Below are 21,549 nucleotides of genomic sequence, written 5' to 3' on the forward strand. Positions count from 1 at the left end.
CATTGCGTGTAGTCTGAGTCCCAGTTTAACAGAAGCCCGCACTGTTTGCATCGTGTTCGCATGTCTCCAAGCTTGCCGAACACGACAAAAAACGGCTCAGAACGAGAAATTCCCGTACGCAAGCCGTTTTCCCTTCAAAGTCGATGCCCGTAAAAAGGCACGCAGCCTCTTCCATTCTTATGTAGTTCAGAAAAGAGAATTCGGATTAGCTTCTTCATCCCGTACGGCCTGGCGGCTCATCCATTCATTCAACGCTTCGGACAACGCATAAGGCGAGTCCGCGGGCATATCCAGTGCCGGATTGACCACCTCAAGCACCCGCTGCCATAATTCCACCAGTCGTTCTTCGAGTTCCCGCCCGAGCGAGCGACGAAGGCCCATTAATCCGACCGTCAGCATTAGCAGCGCCGCTACTGCCAAAAGCACCGCTTCCAGATTGGCCGCGACCCCTCCAAGGATCGACTCGCGCAGCCCTAACGAAGGCCAAACCAGATCAAGTCCCGCCGTTCCCAACATGCCGACCAAGATCAGCAGGGATAACCCGTTAAGCGCATAATCGGCAATCCGCAACCTTCCCGCCGCGCGTTCGAACCCCACTTCACCGGCGTAGCGCTCCAGATGAATCATCTGCTTGCTGAAGCTCCAAGGCTCCTTTTCCACCGGCAGCAAATAATAATCGATCAATCGCTGCGCCGCCGACAAATGCGAACCGGTGACACGGAACTCATGCGGCCCCAACACCGCCTGTCTCATCAGACTCATACGGATTCCCTCCTGTTCTTCCAGTCTTTTCTCAGTTGCTTCCAGTATAGGAGATTTGCGCACATAAAAAAAGCCTCTACCGTCCGACAGGCTTTGGTCCCAGTATTCGTCTTTTTCCATCACTCACAAGGTCTTACGCCTAGGGTTTTTTATAAGAAATTTCTTTCCCTTCCCGACTTGCTCCCTCATCCCGGGACTCCGCCGCCTCGAAATCCGGGACACTGAAGTTGTTTGATTTAGCGGTGACAGTCCAAAGCCGCCCAATAAAAAAAGAAGCTCGGAACGATAACAGTTCCAAGCTTCCTCTATGTTTTGCTTTTTTCCCTGTTCCTACCCACTAAGAAAAGATAGAGCGGCGAAAGGGGAATGTCTGTGGAGAGAGCCTTTGCAATCGGGAAGCCTCATTCTGCGTCCAATCCAGCTTCCCGATTGCAACACGCGAACGAAACAGACATTCCCCCGGCAGCCGCTCAATCTTTTCTAACCTCTAAACCATCACCTTGCACATCATGTTCGTAAACTCCACGGGATCTTCAATCGGCAAGCCTTCGATCAGCAGCGCCTGATTGTACAGCAGGTCCGTGTACAGATCGAGCTTCGACTTGTCGTTTTCCAGCGAGGATTTCAGCGAAGCGAATACGTCATGGTTCACGTTCACTTCCAGTACTTTGTCGGCTTTGACGTTCGGGTTGTCCGGCATCATGCTCAGGATTTTTTCCATCTCGATCGAGACTTCGCCGTCGCTGCTCAGGCAGACCGGATGCGAACGCAAACGCTTGGACGCGCGCACATTCGATACTTTTCCTGCCAGGCGTTCCTTCATGTACTCGAACAGTTCTTTTTCGCCTGCGGCTTCCGCTTCGTCCTGCTTTTCTTCTTCGTCCGATTCGATGCCAAGATCGCCGGCGGATACGGAGCGGAATTCTTTTTCGTTGTAACTCAGCAGCACCTTCACGGCGAATTCGTCGATATCGTCGGTGAAGTACAGGATTTCGTAGCCTTTATCGGCAACCATCTCCGTCTGCGGAAGCTTCTCGATCCGCGAATGCGAAGCTCCGGCCGCGTAGTAGATGTATTTCTGTTCTTCCGGCATGCGTGAAACGTACTCGTCCAGCGTCACCAGCTTTTTCTCCGTCGAAGAGTAGAACATGAGCAGGTCTTTCAGTGCGTCCTTATGCGTGCCGTAGTCGCTGTATACGCCGTATTTCAGCTGGCGTCCGAATGCTTCGAAGAACTTGTCGTACTTCTCGCGGTCGTCTTTTTGCAGCGATTTGAGTTGGCTTTTGATCTTGCTTTCGATATTTTTGGCGATCAGCTTGAGCTGGCGGTCATGCTGCAGCATCTCGCGGGAAATGTTCAGCGAGAGACTCTCGGAGTCGACCATGCCTTTGACGAAGCTGAAGTAATCCGGCAGCAGATCGGCGCATTTATTCATGATCAGCACGCCGTTGGCATACAGCTCCAGTCCTTTTTCATACTCGCGGGAGTAGAAGTCGAACGGCGGCGTTTCCGGGATAAACAGGATCGAGCGGTACACCACGGCACCGTCGGCGTTGATGTGTACATGCGACAGAGGCTTATCGAACCCGTAATGCTTTTCGGCATAGAAGTTCTCATAGTCCGCTTCGGTCAGCTCGCTTTTGTTTTTGCGCCAGATCGGCACCATGCTGTTGACTTGTTCTTCTTCAATCTTCTCGTCGAATTCGCCTTCCGCTTCTTCTTTCGGTACGCGAACGGTCGTGTCCATTTTGATCGGATAACGGATAAAATCCGAGTATTTCTTGACGATGGAGCGCAGGCGATAGTCTTCCAGGAACTCGTCGTAGCTCTCGTCTTCCGTGTTGTTTTTGATCGTCAATACGATTTCCGTACCGACTTCGGCTTTCTCGGCAGGCTCGACCGTATAGCCGTCGGCGCCGTCGGATTCCCATTTGTAAGCTTGGTCTTCGCCCAACGCGCGGCTTGTCACGGACACATGATCCGCGACCATGAATGCCGAGTAGAAGCCTACGCCGAACTGCCCGATGATATCGTGGCCGTCTTTCGCTTCGTTTTCCTTTTTAAAAGCAAGCGATCCGCTTTTGGCGATGACGCCCAGATTGTTCTCCAAATCTTCGCGCGTCATGCCGATCCCCGTGTCGGTCAGCGTGAGTTTGCGGTTCTCTTTGTCTACGGACAATTTAATGTAGTAATTTTCAGGGTTAAAGGTCAGGTTGTCGTCGGTCAGAGCCCGATAATAGATCTTGTCGATCGCATCGCTCGAATTGGAGATCAATTCGCGCAGAAAGATTTCTTTTTGCGTGTAGATCGAGTTGATCATCATTTCGAGCAGGCGTTTGGATTCGGCCTGGAACTGCTTCTTTTCCATGCGTAATTTTCCCTCCGATTGGTTGAGACTAATGTTGTTAGCACTCTTTATCGCGGAGTGCTAATCCAATTTCTTTTATAGCATTCTTCTATTTTCATGTCAAGAAAAGGCCCTTTTCGTTTTCGGCACTTTTTCGAGTATAATTTCAGCATGCGGAAAAAGTACGGCTTAATTAGGAGGTCTTTTTATGGCAGCACCCAAAGCAAGCAAAACAAACGCCATGCGCAAACTCGACGATCTGGGAATTCCGTACGAGGTGTTCAGCTACGATAACGAAGACGGACGGATTCACGGCACGGCCGTCGCAGAAAAGGTCGGACTCTCGTCGGAAACGGTCTTCAAAACGCTGGTCGCCCATTCAGGTCCGAACGGCTTCGTTTTCGTGATTCCGGTCGGCGAAGAGTTGGATTTGAAAAAAGCGGCACGGACCGCGGGCGAAAAAAAGATCGAAATGCTTCCGCTCAAAGAACTCCAAAAATGGACCGGCTACGTGCGCGGAGGCTGTTCGCCGATCGGGATGAAAAAACATTTCCCGACGTTCATACATGCCGGCGGCGATGCCTTGGAGCATGTGGCAGTCAGTGCGGGCAAAATCGGGCTCCAAATGAAGCTTGCTCCCCGCGATCTGGCCGAAGCGGCTCAAGCCTCGTTTGCGGATCTGATCAAGTAAAGCGCCATTCCCCATATACGAAGCAAAAGAACCGATCCTTCTTGAAAAGGATCGGTTCTTTGCCGTTGATCAAGACTTAATTCAAGAAACCTTCCAACGCCTGCGTCGGCTTGCCGTCGGTTCCCCAAGCGCCTTTGTTGTAGCCGCCGTTGTAGCCAGGAGGCGCTTCAGGTTCCCAATAAAAGACGCCTTTGCCCCGACCGTTCGGGATATTGCGAATTTTCTGCTTGATATCGGAAATAAAGCTTTTGGTCGCCGCGGCCTGGTTATACTCCAGTCCGATCTCGGTGACGATGACGTCTTTGTTGTATTTGGCGATGATATTGTTGGCGTTCGCCGCCGCTTGGTTGACTTTGGTCTGCCAATCGGACGCGCTCGGATACAGCGACATCGCCACCATATCGAACGTCGCCCCGTTGTTGATCAGTCCGCCGATATTCCATTCGAACAGTGCCGAATCATGGCCGCTGGCCAGATGCACGATCGTTTTGGTACTGCTGCTGACCGATTTGACCGCGTTGTTGCCCGTGTTTACCAGCCACGCGTAATTTTTCATTCCGCCTTGGGAAGCACGGCCGTCCGGCCACAGCATCCCGTCGCTCGTCTCATTGCCGATCTGCACCCAATCCGGCGTTACGCCTTTGTTTTTCATCGTGTTCATCACGTAGACCGTATGACTCCATACGGCGTCCATCAATTGGGTAAAGTTGAAATTCTGCCATGCGTAAGGTTTGGTCTGCTGGCCGGGATCGGCCCAAGAATCGCTATAATGCAGCGTCAGCATGACGCTCATGCCGAGTTTCTTGGCGCGGGCCGCAAGTTCTGCCGCTTTTTCAGCGTTCAAATATCCGTTTTTGTAGTCGCTCATGTTCGGATTGACCCAGACGCGAATCCGCACGGAATTGATCTGATAATCGTCTTTAAGAATTTGCAGAATGTCTTTTTGCTTGCCGGTTTTGTCTTTCCAGGTCTGACCTTGGGCTTCGAGCCCGGCTACCCAACTGATATCCGCGCCTTTGGCGAATGCGGGCGCGGCAGCCGAAGCCGTGTTCGGAGCGGCGACGCTCCACGTCGAGATCAGGAAAACGGCGCACAACACCGTCAACATTAGGGTTCTGATCGGCTTTCTTGTCTCCATTCTATCCCTCCTGGTTGAAAAACTCGGCCGGAAGCCATTCAGACGGGCTTCCGGCCGGCGATCATTTCGCAGTCTGTCCGGCGAACGCCGCAAAAGACTTCAACGCTTTGCCTTCGAAATCGAACATCGTCAGATTGGCCCAGTTGTTCGGATGCCCCACGGACCATTCTTTTTGAGAAGGAATCCAGGCCGGCTCCCAGTAATAAAATCCTTCGCCCAATCCGTTCGGCACAGCGCGCACGATAGCGATCAATTCCTCCAAATAACGCTGTTGCCCTTCGGCTGTCGGCGGGTATTCCGGCAGCGGGAGCAGTCCTTCTTTGCCGTTCATCACCCATTTCGATCCTTCCGGTTCTTCCAACGTCCACGGATAAGCCGTTTCGACCACGTTGATCGGTTTGCCGTAACGGGCGGCCAGATCATGCAGGTTGTCGCGCAAAGCATCCAGCGTTCCGTGCCACCACGGATAGAAAGATTGCCCGATCACGTCAAATTCCACTTGAAGCTCCTCGAACCGGTCGAAAAATTTGACGCTGGACGCATTGTCGCCGCCACGGTCGATATGGATCATGACGCGGATATCCGTACTTGCCGCATGTACGGCTTCGATGCCCCGTTTGACCAACCCGGCAAATTGTTCCCACTGCCGGTCGTTGTCGTAAGCTTCGCCGTCCACTTTGCCTTCGTTCCACAGCATGCCGGGCGTGATCTCGTTGCCGACCTGCACCATATCCGGCAGCGCGTTTTCTTTTTTCAACGCATCCAGCACTTCCGCGGTGTAATCATAAACGGCTTGTCCGAGCTGCTCGAAGGAAAAAGTTTCCCAAGCCGCGGGTTTCCATTGGTTGGCCGGATCGGCCCACTTGTCGGAGTAATGGAAGTCGAGCAAAAAGCGCAGTCCTGCCTGTTTGATCCGTTTGGCGATCGGCACGGTGCGCTCCAAGTTGCAGAAGCCTCCGACCGGATCGTTCCAAATACGCAGCCTTACGGCATTGACGCCTTTTTCCTTCACCAGTTCCAGCAGCTCCCGCTCCTGTCCCAATTCATCGAAATAACGTCCGCCTCCATGTTCGATTTCATCCATGAAAGACAAATCCATGCCGACCGAAAAGTCCTTATCGCGAATATCCAAGATTACGTTCCTCCGTTTGCCTATTTATGCGCGTGCAAAAAGGTTACTTCACGCTGTCATACCATTCGTTGACTTCCTGCGTGATTTGTTCGCCGCCTCCCGATTGCCAGGATTGCGCGAACGCATCGAATGCATCGACCGGACTTTTGCCGTAAATGATTTCGTTGAAGACCTGATTCTCCATTTTGTTCAGATAATCCAGTTTGGATTTCATCGTCTCGGTAGTCGGTCCCGTAAACATGTTTTTCTTGGAGATTTCTTCCTGGCTCAGCAGAACTTTGGCCGCGGCAGGAGTCTCCGCCCCGTAGTTGAGCGCCACGTCTTTTTCCATCTTGCTCACCGGTTCTTCGCCGTCCGCAAGCTTCAGCAGCGCTTTCATCTGGGCATCCGGAATGCGGGCTCCGTCATGAACGAGCAGGTACAGCGTGACGTTGACATAGGCGCCGTCTTTGCTTTCTTCGCCCGGAATCGGCTGTCCTTGCGCATCCAACTCGTAGTCGTAGCCTTCGAACAGGCCGTAATCGTACGGGCTTCCCGGCGCCGGGTCCGCGTAGTTGTCGAACAAATAGTTTTGATACGTGAAAAACGCTTCCGGATGCGCCATGTCTTTTTTGATCAAAATGACGCCGTTGGAAAATTTCGTCTCGTGGCGCATCGCGGTACCGTCCGGACCTGACGGAATCGCGATCGGTTTCCACACGGCATCCGGCACGTTTTGCTCGGTGTCCTGAAGCGGCCATCCGCTCATCCAATACGGCCCCGGAATGATGCCGGCCGTTCCGGCAACCGCGGGCTCTGCTGTTTTGTTCGCATCCCATAAAGCCGCTTCCTGAGGAATATATCCTTTATCGAGCCAGTCTTTGATTTTGACGAGACCTTCTTTCATGGCCGGGTTGACTGATCCGTATTCCAGCTTGCCGTCCTCGCCCGTGTTCCACTGCTGCGGCAGCGTGCCGTAAGCGCCGAAAATCCAGGAAGGGTCGCCCATCCAAGTGTTCATTGTCGTTTTGAACCCGATACTGAGCGGAATCACTTTATCCGGCGCCAAGCCGTCGGGATTTTTGGTTTTGAAAGCCTCCATGACCTTTTCCAGTTCATCGATCGTTTTCGGCGCTTGCAAGTTCAACTTGTCCAGCCAGTCTTGACGAATCCACAACAGGTAGTCGTTATTGTAAGCGTAATCAAGAATCGGGATCCCCATCCGTTTGCCGTCGCGCGTATACGGGTTCCAAATATTCGGGTCAAGCTCCATCGCTTTTTTCCATGTATCCGAAGCATATTGATCGAACAAAGGTCCCGCTTCCTGATACATGCCGGAGTCGATCAAATCCTGTGCCAACAAATCGTCGCCCACGGTCACGATTTCCGGCATTTCCTGTCCCGAAGACATCGATAGCCTCATTTTCGTCGTGAACGCGTTGTTCGTGTCCGTTACCGACCAGAGCGATTTGATGTCGATGCCGAACTTTTCTTTGGCCCACTTGGTCGCCACGTTGTTTTCGATCGTTTCTCCGTTTTTGAATTCGGCGATCGGATTGATGCCCCAAGCGGTAGTGATGGTCACCGGCGGATCATAGCTCTCTTTGTATACGTTTTCAACTTTCGGCGAATCGCTGCTTTCCGCCGTTTCGCTGCTTGTTCCTCCGCCGCCGCATCCGCTTAATGCCAAGCCGGCGCATAGCGCCAGAAGGCCCCCTTTAATTCCCCATCGTTTTGTTCCCAATTCTTCCCCTCCCTAAGTTTTGAGATCGCTTCCTTTTTATTGTAGAGGGGAAAAGGCTTCGCGGCCTATGTCGCATCTCCAACATTTCTGCACCTTTCGCAACCTTTTGGAGCGTTGTGTCGGTGGAGGAAGAGTTTCGTTTCGGTCGCGTGTTGAACCAGGGCGTGTCTTCAAACCTCGACGGAAGCAGATTTTGCCGAATTTTCGTGCTGAATAAGGAACTTTTCTGAAGGCGTGCCGGGGCACGTCAAGGGAAAGTGACGCGACGTTGCCGGAATCGTACACGCTTTAGGTACGAATCCGGGGCAGTGCGAAAAGGCGGTAAAAGATGCACGTTGGCAGGTTTGAAGACACGCCCTAGTAGAAAGAGACCGGGACGACAAGATTTGACTCCTTATAAAAAAAGCGAAAAGCGGAGGGAGAAATTCAGTTTAAGACGCCTTTGAACGAGGAAAGCCGGAGGCTTTCTGCGTGAGGCAGCGACTTAAACGAATTTCTCCCGCAGCGCCCAAGCTTTCCGCACGAACAGGATTTTGTCATCAAAAAAAGACCGGAACAAAGTGTTCCGGTCTAAGATAAGAAACGAAAGTCTACTCCAGGTAGCCTTTCAGAATTTTGCTGCGGCTCGGGTGGCGAAGTTTGCGCAATGCTTTAGCTTCGATTTGGCGGATCCGTTCGCGGGTAACGCCGAACTCTTTTCCGACTTCTTCGAGCGTGCGGGCGCGGCCGTCTTCCAGACCGAAGCGCAGACGAAGAACGTTTTCTTCGCGCTCGGTAAGCGTATCGAGCACTTCTTCAAGCTGTTCGCGCAACAGGCCCGCTTCCGCGAACTTGGATGGGGCGATAGCTTCTTTGTCTTCGATAAAGTCCCCGAGTTTGGAATCTTGTTCATCGCCGATCGGCGTCTCGATCGAGACCGGATCTTGCGCGATTTTCATGATGTCGCGGATCTTCTCTTCGGTCATTTCCATCGCTTTTGCCAATTCTTCGACGGAAGGTTCGCGGCCGAGCTCCTGAAGCATTTGACGCGAGACGCGCATGAACTTGTTCATCGTCTCGACCATATGCACCGGAATACGGATTGTTCTGGCTTGGTCGGCCAGAGCGCGCGTGATCGCCTGGCGAATCCACCAAGTCGCATACGTACTAAATTTGAAGCCTTTAGTGTGGTCGAACTTTTCAACGGCCTTAATCAGACCCATGTTGCCTTCTTGAATCAGGTCGAGCAGCATCATGCCGCGTCCGACATAACGACGGGCAATGCTGACAACGAGACGCAAGTTCGCTTCGGCCAATCTCCGCTTGGCTTCCTCGTCTCCTTGTACGATGCGTTCCGCCAAGGAAATTTCTTCGTTCGCAGACAAAAGGGGCGTGCGCCCGATTTCCTTCAGGTACATTCGTACCGAATCGTCGCTTCCCGCGCCGGTTAGAACAGCTTCTTCCGGAATCTGAGCGGACTCGGTTTCCATGTTTCGATCCATTTATAGTTCCCCTTCCTTCCAGAAATTGAGGGTTGACTCCCTAATAAATCGTTCTAAAAATTATTTGACAATAAAATCAATCCGTGCTATGATTTTAATATATTTGTTTATAATAACTAAATTACGGACAGCTATTAGTATAACATCTTTCGAGTTGAAAATCAACTGCGGAAGATTTTTTTATTTCAATCCTAAACAAATAGGTAACTTGTGTATGAATGTATTAGATAATAAAAGAGCCCTCTCCATTATATAGTGGAAAAGGCTCTTTTTTGTTGCCTATTTTATTTGAACGCGACGATCAATCAGCTTGATCGTCAGCCAGATACACAAAACCACGACAACCGCTTCAAAAACAAAGGCTGCCCAACCTGCGTCGAGGCCTTGAATACGCAAATCCATAACGGACTGACTTTCAACTCGAATGCCTGGTATAGCTTGTGTACCGCGTCCGCCAAAAAAAGCATTTTCTATCCACGAGAGTAGCGAGCCCATTGCGAAAAACAAGAAGACGCCTACCAGGCTTCGAGCCTTGACGCGCAAGCTCTCTGTTAGGGTGATCGCTAAAAACAAGGCTGATAATCCTAATATTACTGCCCATAATAACGTAAACGGAATACCTAACCAAATCAAAGGCGGCGTTAGCCATTCCAATCCCTTGATATTAACAGCTCCGAGACCTTTCAGTTCTTCCCATAAGCCGCTCTGCCAATAATAAAACAGTTGTCCGATTCCCAGCACCAGCAAGCAAATACCTGTTAATAACGCATACAAGCCCGCTGACGCGATATAGGTCCAGCTATGTACAGGCAGCAGCCTTCGGCTAGTCGACCCGATGTTTTTCCGAAAACTGGTACATACAATGACCAACATCCCGCAGCCGGCAAAAAAATACGTCAGCACGGTCAGTACAAATCGAACGTCGGCTTCCATGCTCCAGTATCGCCCGCCTATTTCAATCGCCAGTAACAACAAGACGATTGCCGCCCCGCCGCCAAGCAGCATGAACATATCCCTTTTCAAATCATACTTCAATAGCCTCAACATTCGGCATACACCTCTTTGAACAGTTGGTCGATGCTTTTGCCCGATGCCATCCGCAGCTGTTCCGCATCCCCCTGCATGATCACGCTTCCTCCTTGAATCATCACGATCTCGTCAAAAATCCGTTCGATATCGGAGATCAGATGGGTCGAGACCACGACACTGCTCTCTTCCTCGTAAAACTCGACCAACGCATCCAGAATATGATCGCGCGCTACCGGATCGACGCCGCCGATCGGCTCGTCGAGCAAATACAGCGAAGCCTTGCGCGATAACGCCAACGTCAACTGTAGCCGTTCGCCCATCCCTTTTGACAAGGAGACCGCTTTATCCCGTCTCGACAGCTTCATAAAATCCAGCATTCGCCGTGCTTTGTCCGCATCGTAGTCCGCAAAAAAATCCCGTTGAAAATCAAGAGCATCCCCAATGCTCATCCATGATTCAAACTGCGGACGATCCGGCATAAAGGAAACAGCAGCTTTCGTTCGAACTCCCGGAAGTTGCCCCCGAATACGGACGCTGCCGGAGTCCGGATGAAGCAACCCGGCCGCGATCTGCATCAAGGTCGACTTGCCGCTCCCGTTGCTGCCTAGCAAGCCTACGATCCGTCCCGGTTCAACCGATAACGAGAGGTCAAGCAATGCCGTTTTTTTCCCGTATGCTTTGCTGACCGACTGCAACTCAAGCAAGGGTACCATGCGCGTCTCCTCCTCCCCCGCTCCGACCGCCTTCGACCGACTCCGTGACGATCTTCACGATATTTTCGTTGTCGAAACCAAGCTCTCGCATGCCTCCGATGAAGCGGTCGAGCAGGTCGGAGGCCATCTCTTTTTTTATACTCATGATCTTCTCATCCTCGCTTGTCACGAACCGGCCCAGGCCGCGCCGACTCTCGGCTACGCCTTCCCGTTCGAGTTCCTGAAACGTCCGCTGGATCGTGTTCGGATTAATCTTCAGTTCGGAGGCTAACTCGCGCACAGAAGGAATCTTCTCGCCGGGGCCCAGTTTGCCTGTCACGATTTGCAGTTTGATGTAATTCATGATCTGCAGATAGATGGGTAGATTGTTGTCAAATTCGATAGTCACGCCTGACGCTCACACCTTTCCGCATGCCGGGACATACGCGCAGTATCCTTCATCCGTCACGTTGAATGATGTAACGGACAGCCTGCTCTTTCGACGCCTTTAGTATTGACAAGGTACTAAGCCACGTCCCGGCGTCTGAACACAGTATACCCCGCGACCAGAAACAGCGCCACGTATACAACCAATACCAGAATCGAAAATCCGAGCGTCATCCCCGGCAGCGGAGGTCCCATATTGCCGTAGACCGACAGATCCGCATTCGGGAACAATACATATTTGTAAAAGTCTTTGTAGATGAGAATTCCGCCGAACATCGTCCCCGTCAACCCTACGCCAATCGCAACGCCCGTCGAACGTGTCAAGACGCCGATCATAAAAGCAAACGAGGCATACACCAGAGAGTAGACAAAGCCGTAAGTCGCCTGTTTCAGCACGGCTATCCATTGCTCGCCCGTACCTCCGAATCCAAAAGCCATTCCTCCGACGATAAAAAGAACAACAGCTGCAATTGCCATCATCATCAAGATGTACAATAAAACGACCAGATATTTCGAAATCAAGATTTCTCCGCGACTGCGGGAACGGATCAGCAAAAATTTAATCGTGCCTTGCGCATACTCCTGAGCAATGATTCCCGATGTCGCGACTACGGACAAAATGGCGATAAATTGCCCCATCCCCGAAGCACCCAGCATCCCGGCCATGTAAGCAACTCCCGAGCCCATCTCCTCTACATCGGTTCCGAATTTGTAGAGCATAAAGGTCACTAATCCGGTAATCGCGACCAACAAAGCCGGCGATACCCAGAAGCTTTTCTTTTTCGTCAGCTTCAGCCATTCGTTCTGTACCAATGCCGTCATATTACGCAATTTGGTTGCCTCCCGTCCATTGCAGGAATTCGTCTTCAAGCGATTTTTTCGATTCGGCAATGCGGTATACAACCACGTCCGCTTCCCGAAGCGCATCGATCAGGGTCGGCATGTCCGCGTCCGCTACCCGGCAGACCAACTCGGACGCGTCTTCCTTAACCTCGATCATCTGCACAGGCTCCAGCTTTTTCAAAATTTGTACCGCTGCAGAAGGACGATCTACGCGAATTCGCAGTTCCGGAAGCAATGTCGCATTCTTTGGATCCCCGATATTGTGCTCCGTTACCAACTTGCCATTTTGAATGATAACAACGCGCGTGCACATCTGCTCAACTTCCGACAGCAAGTGGCTGGACACCAAAATGGCGATTCCCTCGGATTGCGCGATCTTCTTCAGATAGTCGCGCATCTCGCGTATTCCCGCCGGATCAAGCCCATTCGTCGGTTCATCCAAAATCAGCAGCTTGGGGCGATCCAGCAGTGCCTGCGCAATCCCGAGACGCTGCCGCATGCCGAGCGAATAAGCTTTAACTTTCTTATGAAGCGCCTCCTGGAGGCCGAGAAGGCTAATAACTTCCGTAATACGCGCGTCCGTCACGTTATCCGTCATGCGCGCCGCCTGCTTCAAATTATCGAACCCGCTCATATACGGATAAAATTCCGGATTTTCAATAATGCCTCCGACATGAACGATGGCTTGCTTAAACTGCTTCCGAATGCTCTGCCCCGCAATGCGAATATCGCCTTCATTGATCGTAAACAATCCCGTCATCATGCGAATCGCCGTCGTCTTCCCCGCGCCGTTCGGCCCAAGCAGACCCACAATCTCCCCGCGACGCACTTCAAACGACAATCGGTCCACAATCGTCTTCTTCCCAATACGCTTCGTCACCTGATCCAGCATAAGCACCGGTTGTTCATGACTGACCTGCTGCGAGGAATTCGGATGATTCGTTTGTTCCAAATTCATGAGCCTTACCTCCATGTACTAGTGTTATATTTATATAGTACACCGACACACATGGAGTGTAAACCATTTTTTTGAAAAACAAAAAAAGCGTTCATATGCCTGAGGCAAATGAACGCTCATCTTTTCTTACCCTACAAAAATCCGATCCCAAAGCGCTTCCTTGCGAATCGGATTTCCTCCTTTTCACTGCCCGTCTTTCGAGAGCAGCGTTTTCAGTTCCTTCATGAACATATTAATGTCCTTGAACTGCCGATAGACCGAAGCGAAGCGCACATAGGCCACCTCGTCCACCGGATATAGCTCTTGCATGACCTGCTCGCCGATCTGACCGCTTTCGATCTCTGCCACTGCCGTATTGCGCAGGGAGCGCTCGACGCGGGAGACGACCGTCTCCAGCTGCTCGACTGATACCGGACGCTTTTCGCAAGCCCGGATCAATCCGCGCAAAATTTTATCCCGGCTGAATTCCTCACGGCTTCCGTCCTTCTTAATAACGATCAGCGGCGTCTCCTCGACCATTTCGAATGTGGTAAACCTTCGGGCACAACTTTCGCATTCGCGCCTTCTCCGGATCGATTTGTTTTCGTTGGCCGGCCTTGAATCCAGCACGCGGGTACCGCTGTAATCGCAATAGGGGCATTTCAAAATTTTCACTTCCTTTCTTCCGGCAGCCGGAGCTTCCGTACAGGGTTCTCCGTCCGTTCAGAACGTCTCGTAAACCTTCGTATACTGATTATAATAGTAAACGACCCGCTGTACATAGTGCCGGGTCTCTCCGATCGGAATATTCCGCACACTTTCCAGCTTCCCGTCCCAAGTCCCTTCCTCCAGCCATTTCTTCACGTTGCCGGGTCCCGCGTTGTACGCAGCCACTACCGCCAGCGTATTATCGCCGAATTGATCCGACAGGTTGCGCAGATACCAGGTTCCGATACGAATGTTCGTATCCGGCTCGTGCTTGATTCGCTCGATCGTCGCTTCAGGCAGCTTGCCCTGTTCGATCGCCCAGGTTGCCGTGTCCGGCATCAGCTGCATGATTCCGAGCGCCCCGACCCTGGATTCCTTGCTCGGCTTGAAGTTCGTTTCCACTCGAATGATCGACGCGATCAAAAACGGATCGATGGCATAGGAGTCGGACTGCTGCCGGATTTCTTCCTTGTAGCCGATCGGATAGACCCAGGACATCCATCCGCTATTGAAAAAAAGCACGCCCAGCACCAACACGAACAACGGCAGTACAAATCTCTTCTTCAACATTCTCATCGCGCCACCCATTGCTCCAACAGTTCCTCGACCTGACGCCGAGTCTCTTCAAGCGTGCCGCTGTTGTCGATCACGAAGTCGGCTCTGCGCTTTTTTTCCTCGATATCGAGTTGGGCGTTCAGGCGGCCCTCCGCCTGTTCCGGCGTTAGACCGTCCCTAGACGTCAACCGTTCGAGCTGCACGGCACGCGGCACGTAGACCACGACGATCTTCTCGTATAAGTCTTCCAAACCCGACTCGTACAAAAGCGGAATATCCGCAGCCACGATTCCCGTCGGGTCAGCCGCTTCCGCGGCCTCGACCTGTCCTCGAATCTCCGCTCGGATCGCCGGATGGACGATCGCATTGAGCGCTTCGCGTTCTTCGGGCCGGTTAAAAATATGCTCCGCCATCCGCCGCCGATCCAATCCGCCTTCCGGCAGCAAAAACTCCGAGCCGAATCGGTCCGCCACGACAGCTAACAACGGTTGCCCCGGGTTCATTACGTCGCGCGCAATGATGTCGGCATCGACGATATGAACGCCGCGAGACGCCAACATTTTGGAGACCGTGCTTTTGCCCGTCGCGATGCCGCCGGTCAATCCGATTCTCATGCTTAAAGCCCTCCTTCGTTCGGCTTCTGGCAGTTCGGGCAGTAGTGAGTACCGCGCCCGCCTACCACGATGCGCTCGATCGGGGTCCCGCAATTATGGCAAGGTTGTCCTTTGCGACCGTATATTCGATGCTGATCCTGGAACGAGCCGGATTCGCCCTGACCGTTCACGTAGGATTTCACCGAAGATCCGCCCGCAGCGACCGCTTCGTTCAGGATATCCACGATGCAGCGATGCAAACGTTCCAGCTCCGCTCGATTCAGGCTGCCTGCCGCCCGCTCGGGATGCAGGCCTGCGCGGAACAACGTCTCGTCCACATAAATGTTACCGATGCCCGCCACAATCTCCTGATTGAGCAGCACCGTCTTCAGGCGCGTTTTCTTTCCTTCCAGCTTCGCTCCCAGCGCGTCAGCCGTAAATTCCGGTACCAAAGGCTCGAGACCGAGCTTAAGCAGCGGAGCGCCCGCAAATTCCTCGCCGGCAGGCAGCAGATCCATCGTCCCGAACTGCCGAACGTCGCGATAGCGAAGCTCGGTGCCGTCCGTAAAGTGGAAAATGACATGGGTATGCTTCTCCACCGGATCGCTTGACGCGTACAGCCCGTATCGGCCTTCCATGCGCAAATGGGACACGATGACCCACCCGTCCAGATTGAAAAGCAAAAACTTGCCGCTGCGCTCGATATTGCGCACTTGTTGTCCTTCGAGCAGCGCGGCGAACATCAGCGGGTCTTCCGGGCGGCGAATGATGCGCGGCAACGACACGGTAACGCGTTCGATCGTTTTGCCCGTGATGAGCGTATTTAAAGTTCGTCTGACGGTTTCGACTTCTGGTAATTCCGGCATGCTTTTATCACCTTTCTGTATGGCAACCGGGTTATCCGGCAATGCGATTATTTCGCTTCGTACCAGTTGTCGCCGAAGCTGACGTCCGCCTTCAACGGCACGGACAGCTTAAGCGCGCCTTCCATCGTTTCCGGTACGAGCTTTTTCATGAGTTCCAATTCGTCCGCCGGCACTTCGAATACCAATTCGTCGTGCACTTGAAGCAGCATGCGGCTCTTGAGCCCGCGCTCGGCGAGTACTGCATCGACCTGAACCATCGCAAGCTTGATAATATCCGCGGCGGTACCTTGAATCGGGGTATTCATGGCCGTGCGCTCGGCGAACGAACGCTGCGCGAAATTACGGTTATGGATATCCGGCAGATAGCGGCGGCGTTCAAGCATCGTTTTGACGTAACCGTCTTTTTTCGCTTCTTCCACGATATCGTGCATATACTGCTGGACGCCTTTGAACGCGGCGAAATATTGCTCGATAAACTCGGCGGCTTGTTTCCGAGTAATGCCGAGGTTCTGCGACAGTCCGTAATCGCTGATTCCGTATACGATGCCGAAATTGACGGCTTTCGCCGAGCGGCGCATGTTGGAATCGACTTCTTCCTTTTTCACGCCGAACACGTCCATCGCCGTTTTCGTATGGATATCCATATCGTGCAGGAACGCTTCTTTCAACCCTTCGTCGTTCGAAATATGCGCCAATACGCGAAGTTCGATCTGCGAATAGTCGGCGGCCAGAATCGTCCATCCCGGCTCCGACGGAACGAAAGCTTTACGAATTTTGCGACCTTCCTCCAGACGAATCGGGATGTTCTGAAGGTTCGGATATTGGCTGCTCAGACGTCCGGTGGCGGTCAAAGCCTGACGGTAATACGTATGCACCTTGCCGGTCTCCGGGCGAATTTCTTTCAACAGGCCGTCGATATACGTCGATTGCAGCTTCGCCAATTGGCGATACTGCAAAATGGTCCGCACGATCGCGTGATAAGGCGCCAATTCCTCCAACACTTTCGCATCGGTCGAATAACCGGTTTTGGTCTTCTTTTTCACGGGCAAGCCCAGTTTGTCAAACAGGATCTCGCCCAGTTGGCGCGTCGAGTTGATATTGAATTCAGTGCCGGCATGCTCGTAAATCTCGCCTTGCAGACGTTTGATCTCCACTTCGAATTCGCTGCCCAACGCCTCCAGATCATCCGGATTGACGGCGATTCCCTGCTTCTCCATATCGGCCAGAATGCGCGAGAGCGGCATCTCCAGCTTATAGAACAGATCGTTCATTTCGAAACTTTCCAGCAGCTCGCGCTGCTTCGGAATGATCGCTTCGAGCGCTTCGACTTTGCGCGCCGAATGATCCGCGAGCGTCTCGACGTCCGGCCACGCGAACTTGGTCAGACGGCCGTAGACCGCGTCGTCCTCGGCCAGCGTCGGCAGTTCGTATTTGACCGCAAGGCCGCTTACCGTCGTCGCCGTCTCCGTCGGATCGATCAGGTAAGCCGCAAGCTGCGAATCGAATGCCGCGCCCGCGAAGCGCACGCCGTTCCAATACAGCGCCAGATCGGTACGGTGCAGATCGTAGCCGCTTTTCGGCGCGTCGGCGTTTTCCAGCCAATCCAGCACCGGCGAAGCTTTCGGCGAACGCAGCAGCTCGAACGGCACGTAATAATACCGATCTTGCCCGTGCAGCGTAAGTCCGGCGACTTCGGCGTGATGCGGGTTATCGCCGTGCGTTTCCGCGTGCAGAATGCTGATGTCCGGCAGGAATTCGATCAGTTCGCCCAGCGTGCCTTCGTCCGCGATCCGCACATCGAGCGGCGGACGGTCTTCCGCTTTCGGAGCGGGTTCCGCGAACGGATCTTCGTCTTCTGCGCCCGCGTAAGGGATTTTTTCGATCAACGAATTAAACTGAAGCTTGCGCAGGACGGGTTCCGCCGTTTCGCGGTTCGCCCCGGCGTAAGCGAGCTCGTTCCATTCCAGCGGCAGCGGGACTTCGCGGAAAATAGTCGCCAGCTTTTTGCTGAGCAGCGCGCTATCTTTATTTTCTTCGACTTTTTCTTTTTGTTTGCCTTTCAGCTTGTCGGTATTGTCCAGCAGATTCTCGACCGAACCGAATTCGTGCAGCAGCTTCAACGCCGTCTTCTCGCCGACCCCCGGCACGCCGGGAATGTTGTCGGACGAATCACCCATTAAGCCTTTGAGATCCACGATCTGTGCCGGCGTCAAGCCGAAGCGCTCCATGATCTGCTCGGGTCCGTGCGGCAGCACGTCGCCTACTCCCTTGCCCTTGAGCAAGTTGATGCGCACATGTTCGGAGGCCAACTGAAGCACGTCCTGGTCGCCGCTGACGATGACGGTTTCGCATTTCTCCGCATCGGCCCGAGCCGCGAGCGTTCCCATAATATCGTCTGCTTCATAGTTTGCCAATTCGTATTGCTTGATGCCCAGCGCCTCGATCAGCTCCTTCAACAAAGGAAACTGCGTGGTCAGCTCGGGCGGCGTTTTTTGACGTCCTGCTTTGTACTCGCTATACGCGTCGTGCCTGAATGTCTTCTTGCCTGCATCGAACGTGACCAGGATGTGCGTCGGCTTCTCGTCCTGCAGCAGCCGAAGCAGCATCAGCATAAAACCGTACACCGCGTTGGTCGGCCGTCCGTCGGCCGTCTGGAGCGGGGCGGTAATGCCGTAGAACGCCCGGTAGATCAGATTGTTGCCGTCGATCATCATTAATTTGTTCATGCACAACCTCCGCTTTGGTGTAATCTTCGTTCCTCTATGATACCATCAAACGCGTAAAAAGCCGAATTGCGCTTCTGCGTAATCCGGCAAAAAACAAGAGCTGCCAAGCGGGGAAAAGGAATCATTTATGCTTACGGCGCTCCTTTTTTCCCGTTCGGCTTCCTTGGGCGGAATCGGTGTTCATATTGAGGATATCCGCTGTCAACCCCCGCTGTTTCAACCACCAATAGGTCGCTCCGGTAGAGGCCAGAATCACAGCCAACGCGAACGCATACCCTAACGGCCACGACAGCTCCGGCATATGTTCAAAGTTCATCCCCCAGATGGCTCCGAGGGCCGTTGTCGGCGTCAACAGTACCGTATAGAGAGTCAGCGCCTTCATAATGTCATTCGAACGGTAATTGGTAATATTCTCGTCCACCCGCAACAGCGAGTCGATCTCCTCGTTGTACTCGCGCTGGAGCATCCCGATTCTGCGAAGGCGCAGATCCAGAATATGCTTGCAATCCGACTCCTCTACATCGCTGCGGAAGGTCTCTTCGGAGGCATAGCGGATTTCCTTGATCGGAATGATCTGTGCGTTCCAGTAGGTCAAGTCGTTGCGCAGATTAATCGTTTGTTTCAAAATTCGTTTGTCGTTGCGAGTACGCATCTCTTCTTCCATAGCATGCAGACTTTGTTCGAATCGATCGGACTGGATAAAAAAGAACTCCAGAATTTCGCTGAGAAGCACCAGCAGCGCGTCGATCGGCGCCTGACAGGCGAGCATGGACTCCGCCAAGCGTTGCTCATCCGTTCGAGTCAAGCCCACGCCCAGATCACCAATCAGAATCAGCAGATCTTTTTTCACGAAATAATGGATTAACAGATTATTGTCACGCTTGTTGGGTGCCATATCGAGCGATAGGGTTCCGTTGAGCACGCTGTCTTCAACGGCGGCATGGCGAGCCGTTGCAAGCGTGCGATTATGTATTCTCGCCGTGCTCTCCGACAACCACTGAAGAATGACGGGATCTGCTGCGTAATCCGGGTGCGCTTTCGCTTCAGCGTGATCCGAAAACGCATACCATCGCCACTCCCGCCCGGCTTCTTTTACGCCTTCCGACTGTTCTTGATTTCTATGTCTATTGCGATGTATGCGCGGTTGATCTTCTTTATTCATGCCGATTCTTCCTTCCCTGCATGCTCACGTCTGCCTTATCCATTACCCTGCCGGCTTCGCTCTGCAAACCAAATTGAAAAGCCCGCGTTCTCCGGCAGGGAATACCGGAGAACACGGGCAGCGGGAAAGCGAGCGTTGGGTGGTAGCGGGCAGCGGATAAAGCCACTGCCAAGCTGGGGCGACGCTCGCGGGAAACAATTAAGAATTCAAATCGGGACGGCGTCCGGTTACCAGGAATACGACGTTCTCGCCGATATTCGTCGCATGGTCGGCAATACGCTCGATGTAGCGGCCCACCATCTGAAGCAGCATCATTTGCGGCGCGGCTTCCGGTTTGTCGATCAGCAGCGCATACAACTCACGCAGCATGGAGCCGTACAGCTCGTCGACTTCGTCGTCGTCTTTCGCCATTTTATACGCGAGATCGGTGTTTTCGTCCATGTAGGAACGAATCGACTCCGAAATCATGGTCGAAGCGATGCCGGCCATGTGCGGAATATCCACCAACGGCTTAACAATAGCTTCGCCATCCAAACGTACGGTTACTTTCGCGATATCGCGGGCCAGATCGCCCATACGCTCCAAATCGCTCGAAATTTTGAAAGCCACGATAATGCGGCGCAAGTCTTTGGCAACCGGCTGCTGCGTAATAATCAACTGCGAGCCGAGTTCCAAAATTTCTTCTTCTAGCACGTTCAGCTCGCCGTCGCGGCGGATCACCTCTTCGGCTTTTGCCAAATCGGCTGTCTTCAGCGATTCTACCGCTTCCTGCAGCGCTTCGTCCATTCGCGTACCCATCTTGATGAGCAGTTCGCGAAGCTGGTTCAATCCCGAGTCAAAGTCTGTTCTGCGGACCATATCGAAACGACCTCCCTATTCCTTGTACTTTATAATGTGATTAACCAAACCGGCCGGAAATGTAATCTTCCGTGCGCGAATCTTCCGGCGTGGAGAATAAGGTCTTGGTTTCCGCCGCTTCAACGACTACGCCGTTCAGGAAAAAGACAGTCTTATCCGAAACCCGTGCTGCCTGGTGCATGTTGTGCGTCACCATGACGATCGTATATTTATGCTTGATTTCGCGAATCAACTCTTCGATCTTCGCCGTCGAAATCGGGTCGAGGGCCGAAGTGGATTCGTCCATCAGCAATACGTCGGGTTTTACCGCAAGCGCGCGCGCGATGCACAGCCGCTGCTGCTGACCGCCGGACAACCCGAATGCCGAACGCTTCAGGAAATCCTTAACTTCATCCCAGAGGGCCGATTGTTTCAAGCTCTCTTCGACAATCTCGTCCAACTCAGCCTTTTTATTGATCCCTTTCAGACGCGGACCATAGGCTACGTTCTCATAGATCGACTTCGGGAAAGGATTCGGTTGCTGGAAAACCATGCCGACTCGCTTGCGCAAGTCTTCGACTTCCATGTTCTTATCATAAATATCGGCACCGCCAAGCGACACGAGTCCTTCGATACGCGTCCCGGCGATTTGGTCGTTCATTCGGTTAAGCGTTCGAAGCAGCGTCGACTTGCCGCAGCCCGAAGGTCCGATAAAAGCGGTCGCCGCTTTTTCGGGAATATCAAGATTGACGCTCTTCAGCGCATGAAACTGGTCGTAATACAGATCCAGGTTTTCGGTACGAATAATCGGTTCCATTCTTCTGAGTCTCCTTCGCGGTTCTCCTCAAGCCAGTGTATCGTCGGTTTGTTAAGGATATTA

At 52.9% G+C, this 21,549-nt stretch carries 20 protein-coding genes; 1 reads left to right on the top strand and 19 read right to left on the bottom strand.

From position 1 onward, the window contains the following. Positions 1-186 precede the first annotated feature (186 nt). A complete protein-coding gene (locus tag SACSAC_RS02090) occupies positions 187-762 on the bottom strand; it encodes a DUF6097 family protein (RefSeq protein ID WP_037282955.1) in 576 nt (191 codons plus the stop codon). 487 nt (positions 763-1,249) lie between these two features. Beyond that, positions 1,250-3,130, bottom strand: a complete 1,881-nt coding sequence (htpG, locus tag SACSAC_RS02095) for a molecular chaperone HtpG (protein WP_037282957.1) — start codon at positions 3,128-3,130, stop codon at positions 1,250-1,252. A 187-nt stretch (positions 3,131-3,317) separates the two neighbouring features. On the opposite strand from htpG, the gene ybaK reads away from it, so the two are divergent. Further along, positions 3,318-3,800: a Cys-tRNA(Pro) deacylase gene (gene ybaK, locus SACSAC_RS02100; protein ID WP_037282959.1), complete on the top strand. Its 483-nt coding sequence runs from the start codon at positions 3,318-3,320 to the stop codon at positions 3,798-3,800. 76 nt (positions 3,801-3,876) lie between these two features. Here the strand turns inward: ybaK and SACSAC_RS02105 are convergent, their stop codons facing one another. The 17 genes from SACSAC_RS02105 to pstB all read right to left on the bottom strand — a co-directional run bounded on the left by SACSAC_RS02105 (position 3,877) and on the right by pstB (position 21,486). Beyond that, positions 3,877-4,938 (bottom strand): glycoside hydrolase family 53 protein, encoded by a 1,062-nt coding sequence (locus SACSAC_RS02105; RefSeq protein ID WP_037282962.1) that lies wholly within the window; start codon positions 4,936-4,938, stop codon positions 3,877-3,879. Positions 4,939-4,999: 61 nt separating this feature from the next. Beyond that, a complete protein-coding gene (locus SACSAC_RS02110; RefSeq protein ID WP_342666437.1) occupies positions 5,000-6,070 on the bottom strand; it encodes a glycoside hydrolase family 53 protein in 1,071 nt (356 codons plus the stop codon). A 43-nt stretch (positions 6,071-6,113) separates the two neighbouring features. After that, the gene (locus tag SACSAC_RS02115) at positions 6,114-7,793 is read right to left on the bottom strand and encodes a type 2 periplasmic-binding domain-containing protein (protein WP_051506800.1); all 1,680 of its coding nucleotides are present in this window, start codon (positions 7,791-7,793) and stop codon (positions 6,114-6,116) included. A gap of 590 nt (positions 7,794-8,383) precedes the next feature. Continuing rightward, positions 8,384-9,262, bottom strand: coding sequence for an RNA polymerase sigma factor RpoD (gene rpoD, locus SACSAC_RS02120; protein WP_229714293.1), 879 nt, complete (start codon positions 9,260-9,262; stop codon positions 8,384-8,386). Between the two features lie 291 nt (positions 9,263-9,553). Beyond that, the gene (locus tag SACSAC_RS02125; protein WP_037282967.1) at positions 9,554-10,321 is read right to left on the bottom strand and encodes a hypothetical protein; all 768 of its coding nucleotides are present in this window, start codon (positions 10,319-10,321) and stop codon (positions 9,554-9,556) included. Next, positions 10,315-11,016 carry an ABC transporter ATP-binding protein gene (locus tag SACSAC_RS02130; RefSeq protein WP_037282969.1) on the bottom strand — a complete coding sequence of 234 codons (702 nt, stop codon included), beginning with the start codon at positions 11,014-11,016 and terminating at the stop codon, positions 10,315-10,317. The genes SACSAC_RS02125 and SACSAC_RS02130 overlap by 7 nt, the downstream gene beginning before the upstream one ends. Further along, positions 11,000-11,404 carry a GntR family transcriptional regulator gene (locus tag SACSAC_RS02135; protein WP_037282970.1) on the bottom strand — a complete coding sequence of 135 codons (405 nt, stop codon included), beginning with the start codon at positions 11,402-11,404 and terminating at the stop codon, positions 11,000-11,002. Before SACSAC_RS02135 ends, SACSAC_RS02130 begins: the two co-directional genes overlap by 17 nt. 116 nt (positions 11,405-11,520) lie before the next feature. Continuing rightward, positions 11,521-12,264, bottom strand: coding sequence for an ABC transporter permease (locus SACSAC_RS02140; protein ID WP_245608715.1), 744 nt, complete (start codon positions 12,262-12,264; stop codon positions 11,521-11,523). A gap of 1 nt (position 12,265) precedes the next feature. Further along, positions 12,266-13,243, bottom strand: coding sequence for an ABC transporter ATP-binding protein (locus SACSAC_RS02145; RefSeq protein ID WP_051506801.1), 978 nt, complete (start codon positions 13,241-13,243; stop codon positions 12,266-12,268). Between the two features lie 183 nt (positions 13,244-13,426). Beyond that, positions 13,427-13,888 carry a transcriptional regulator NrdR gene (gene nrdR / locus SACSAC_RS02150; protein WP_037282973.1) on the bottom strand — a complete coding sequence of 154 codons (462 nt, stop codon included), beginning with the start codon at positions 13,886-13,888 and terminating at the stop codon, positions 13,427-13,429. A gap of 57 nt (positions 13,889-13,945) precedes the next feature. Continuing rightward, positions 13,946-14,506 carry a lytic transglycosylase domain-containing protein gene (locus SACSAC_RS02155; RefSeq protein WP_037291819.1) on the bottom strand — a complete coding sequence of 187 codons (561 nt, stop codon included), beginning with the start codon at positions 14,504-14,506 and terminating at the stop codon, positions 13,946-13,948. Continuing rightward, positions 14,503-15,099 carry a dephospho-CoA kinase gene (gene coaE / locus SACSAC_RS02160; RefSeq protein ID WP_037282975.1) on the bottom strand — a complete coding sequence of 199 codons (597 nt, stop codon included), beginning with the start codon at positions 15,097-15,099 and terminating at the stop codon, positions 14,503-14,505. Before coaE ends, SACSAC_RS02155 begins: the two co-directional genes overlap by 4 nt. Before the next feature lie 2 nt (positions 15,100-15,101). Then, a complete protein-coding gene (gene mutM / locus SACSAC_RS02165) occupies positions 15,102-15,944 on the bottom strand; it encodes a DNA-formamidopyrimidine glycosylase (RefSeq protein ID WP_037282978.1) in 843 nt (280 codons plus the stop codon). A gap of 47 nt (positions 15,945-15,991) precedes the next feature. Further along, complete coding sequence (gene polA / locus SACSAC_RS02170; protein ID WP_037282980.1) at positions 15,992-18,670, bottom strand: DNA polymerase I; 2,679 nt, start codon at positions 18,668-18,670, stop codon at positions 15,992-15,994. A gap of 121 nt (positions 18,671-18,791) precedes the next feature. Beyond that, positions 18,792-19,832 carry a magnesium transporter CorA family protein gene (locus SACSAC_RS26710; RefSeq protein ID WP_051506802.1) on the bottom strand — a complete coding sequence of 347 codons (1,041 nt, stop codon included), beginning with the start codon at positions 19,830-19,832 and terminating at the stop codon, positions 18,792-18,794. 198 nt (positions 19,833-20,030) lie between these two features. Further along, positions 20,031-20,690, bottom strand: coding sequence for a phosphate signaling complex protein PhoU (gene phoU, locus SACSAC_RS02180; protein WP_037282982.1), 660 nt, complete (start codon positions 20,688-20,690; stop codon positions 20,031-20,033). A gap of 40 nt (positions 20,691-20,730) precedes the next feature. Beyond that, on the bottom strand, positions 20,731-21,486 hold the full coding sequence (gene pstB / locus SACSAC_RS02185; RefSeq protein WP_037282985.1) for a phosphate ABC transporter ATP-binding protein PstB: 756 nt from the start codon (positions 21,484-21,486) through the stop codon (positions 20,731-20,733). Positions 21,487-21,549: the final 63 nt, after the last annotated feature.

This window comes from Saccharibacillus sacchari DSM 19268 (genome assembly GCF_000585395.1).
Classification (GTDB): domain Bacteria; phylum Bacillota; class Bacilli; order Paenibacillales; family Paenibacillaceae; genus Saccharibacillus; species Saccharibacillus sacchari.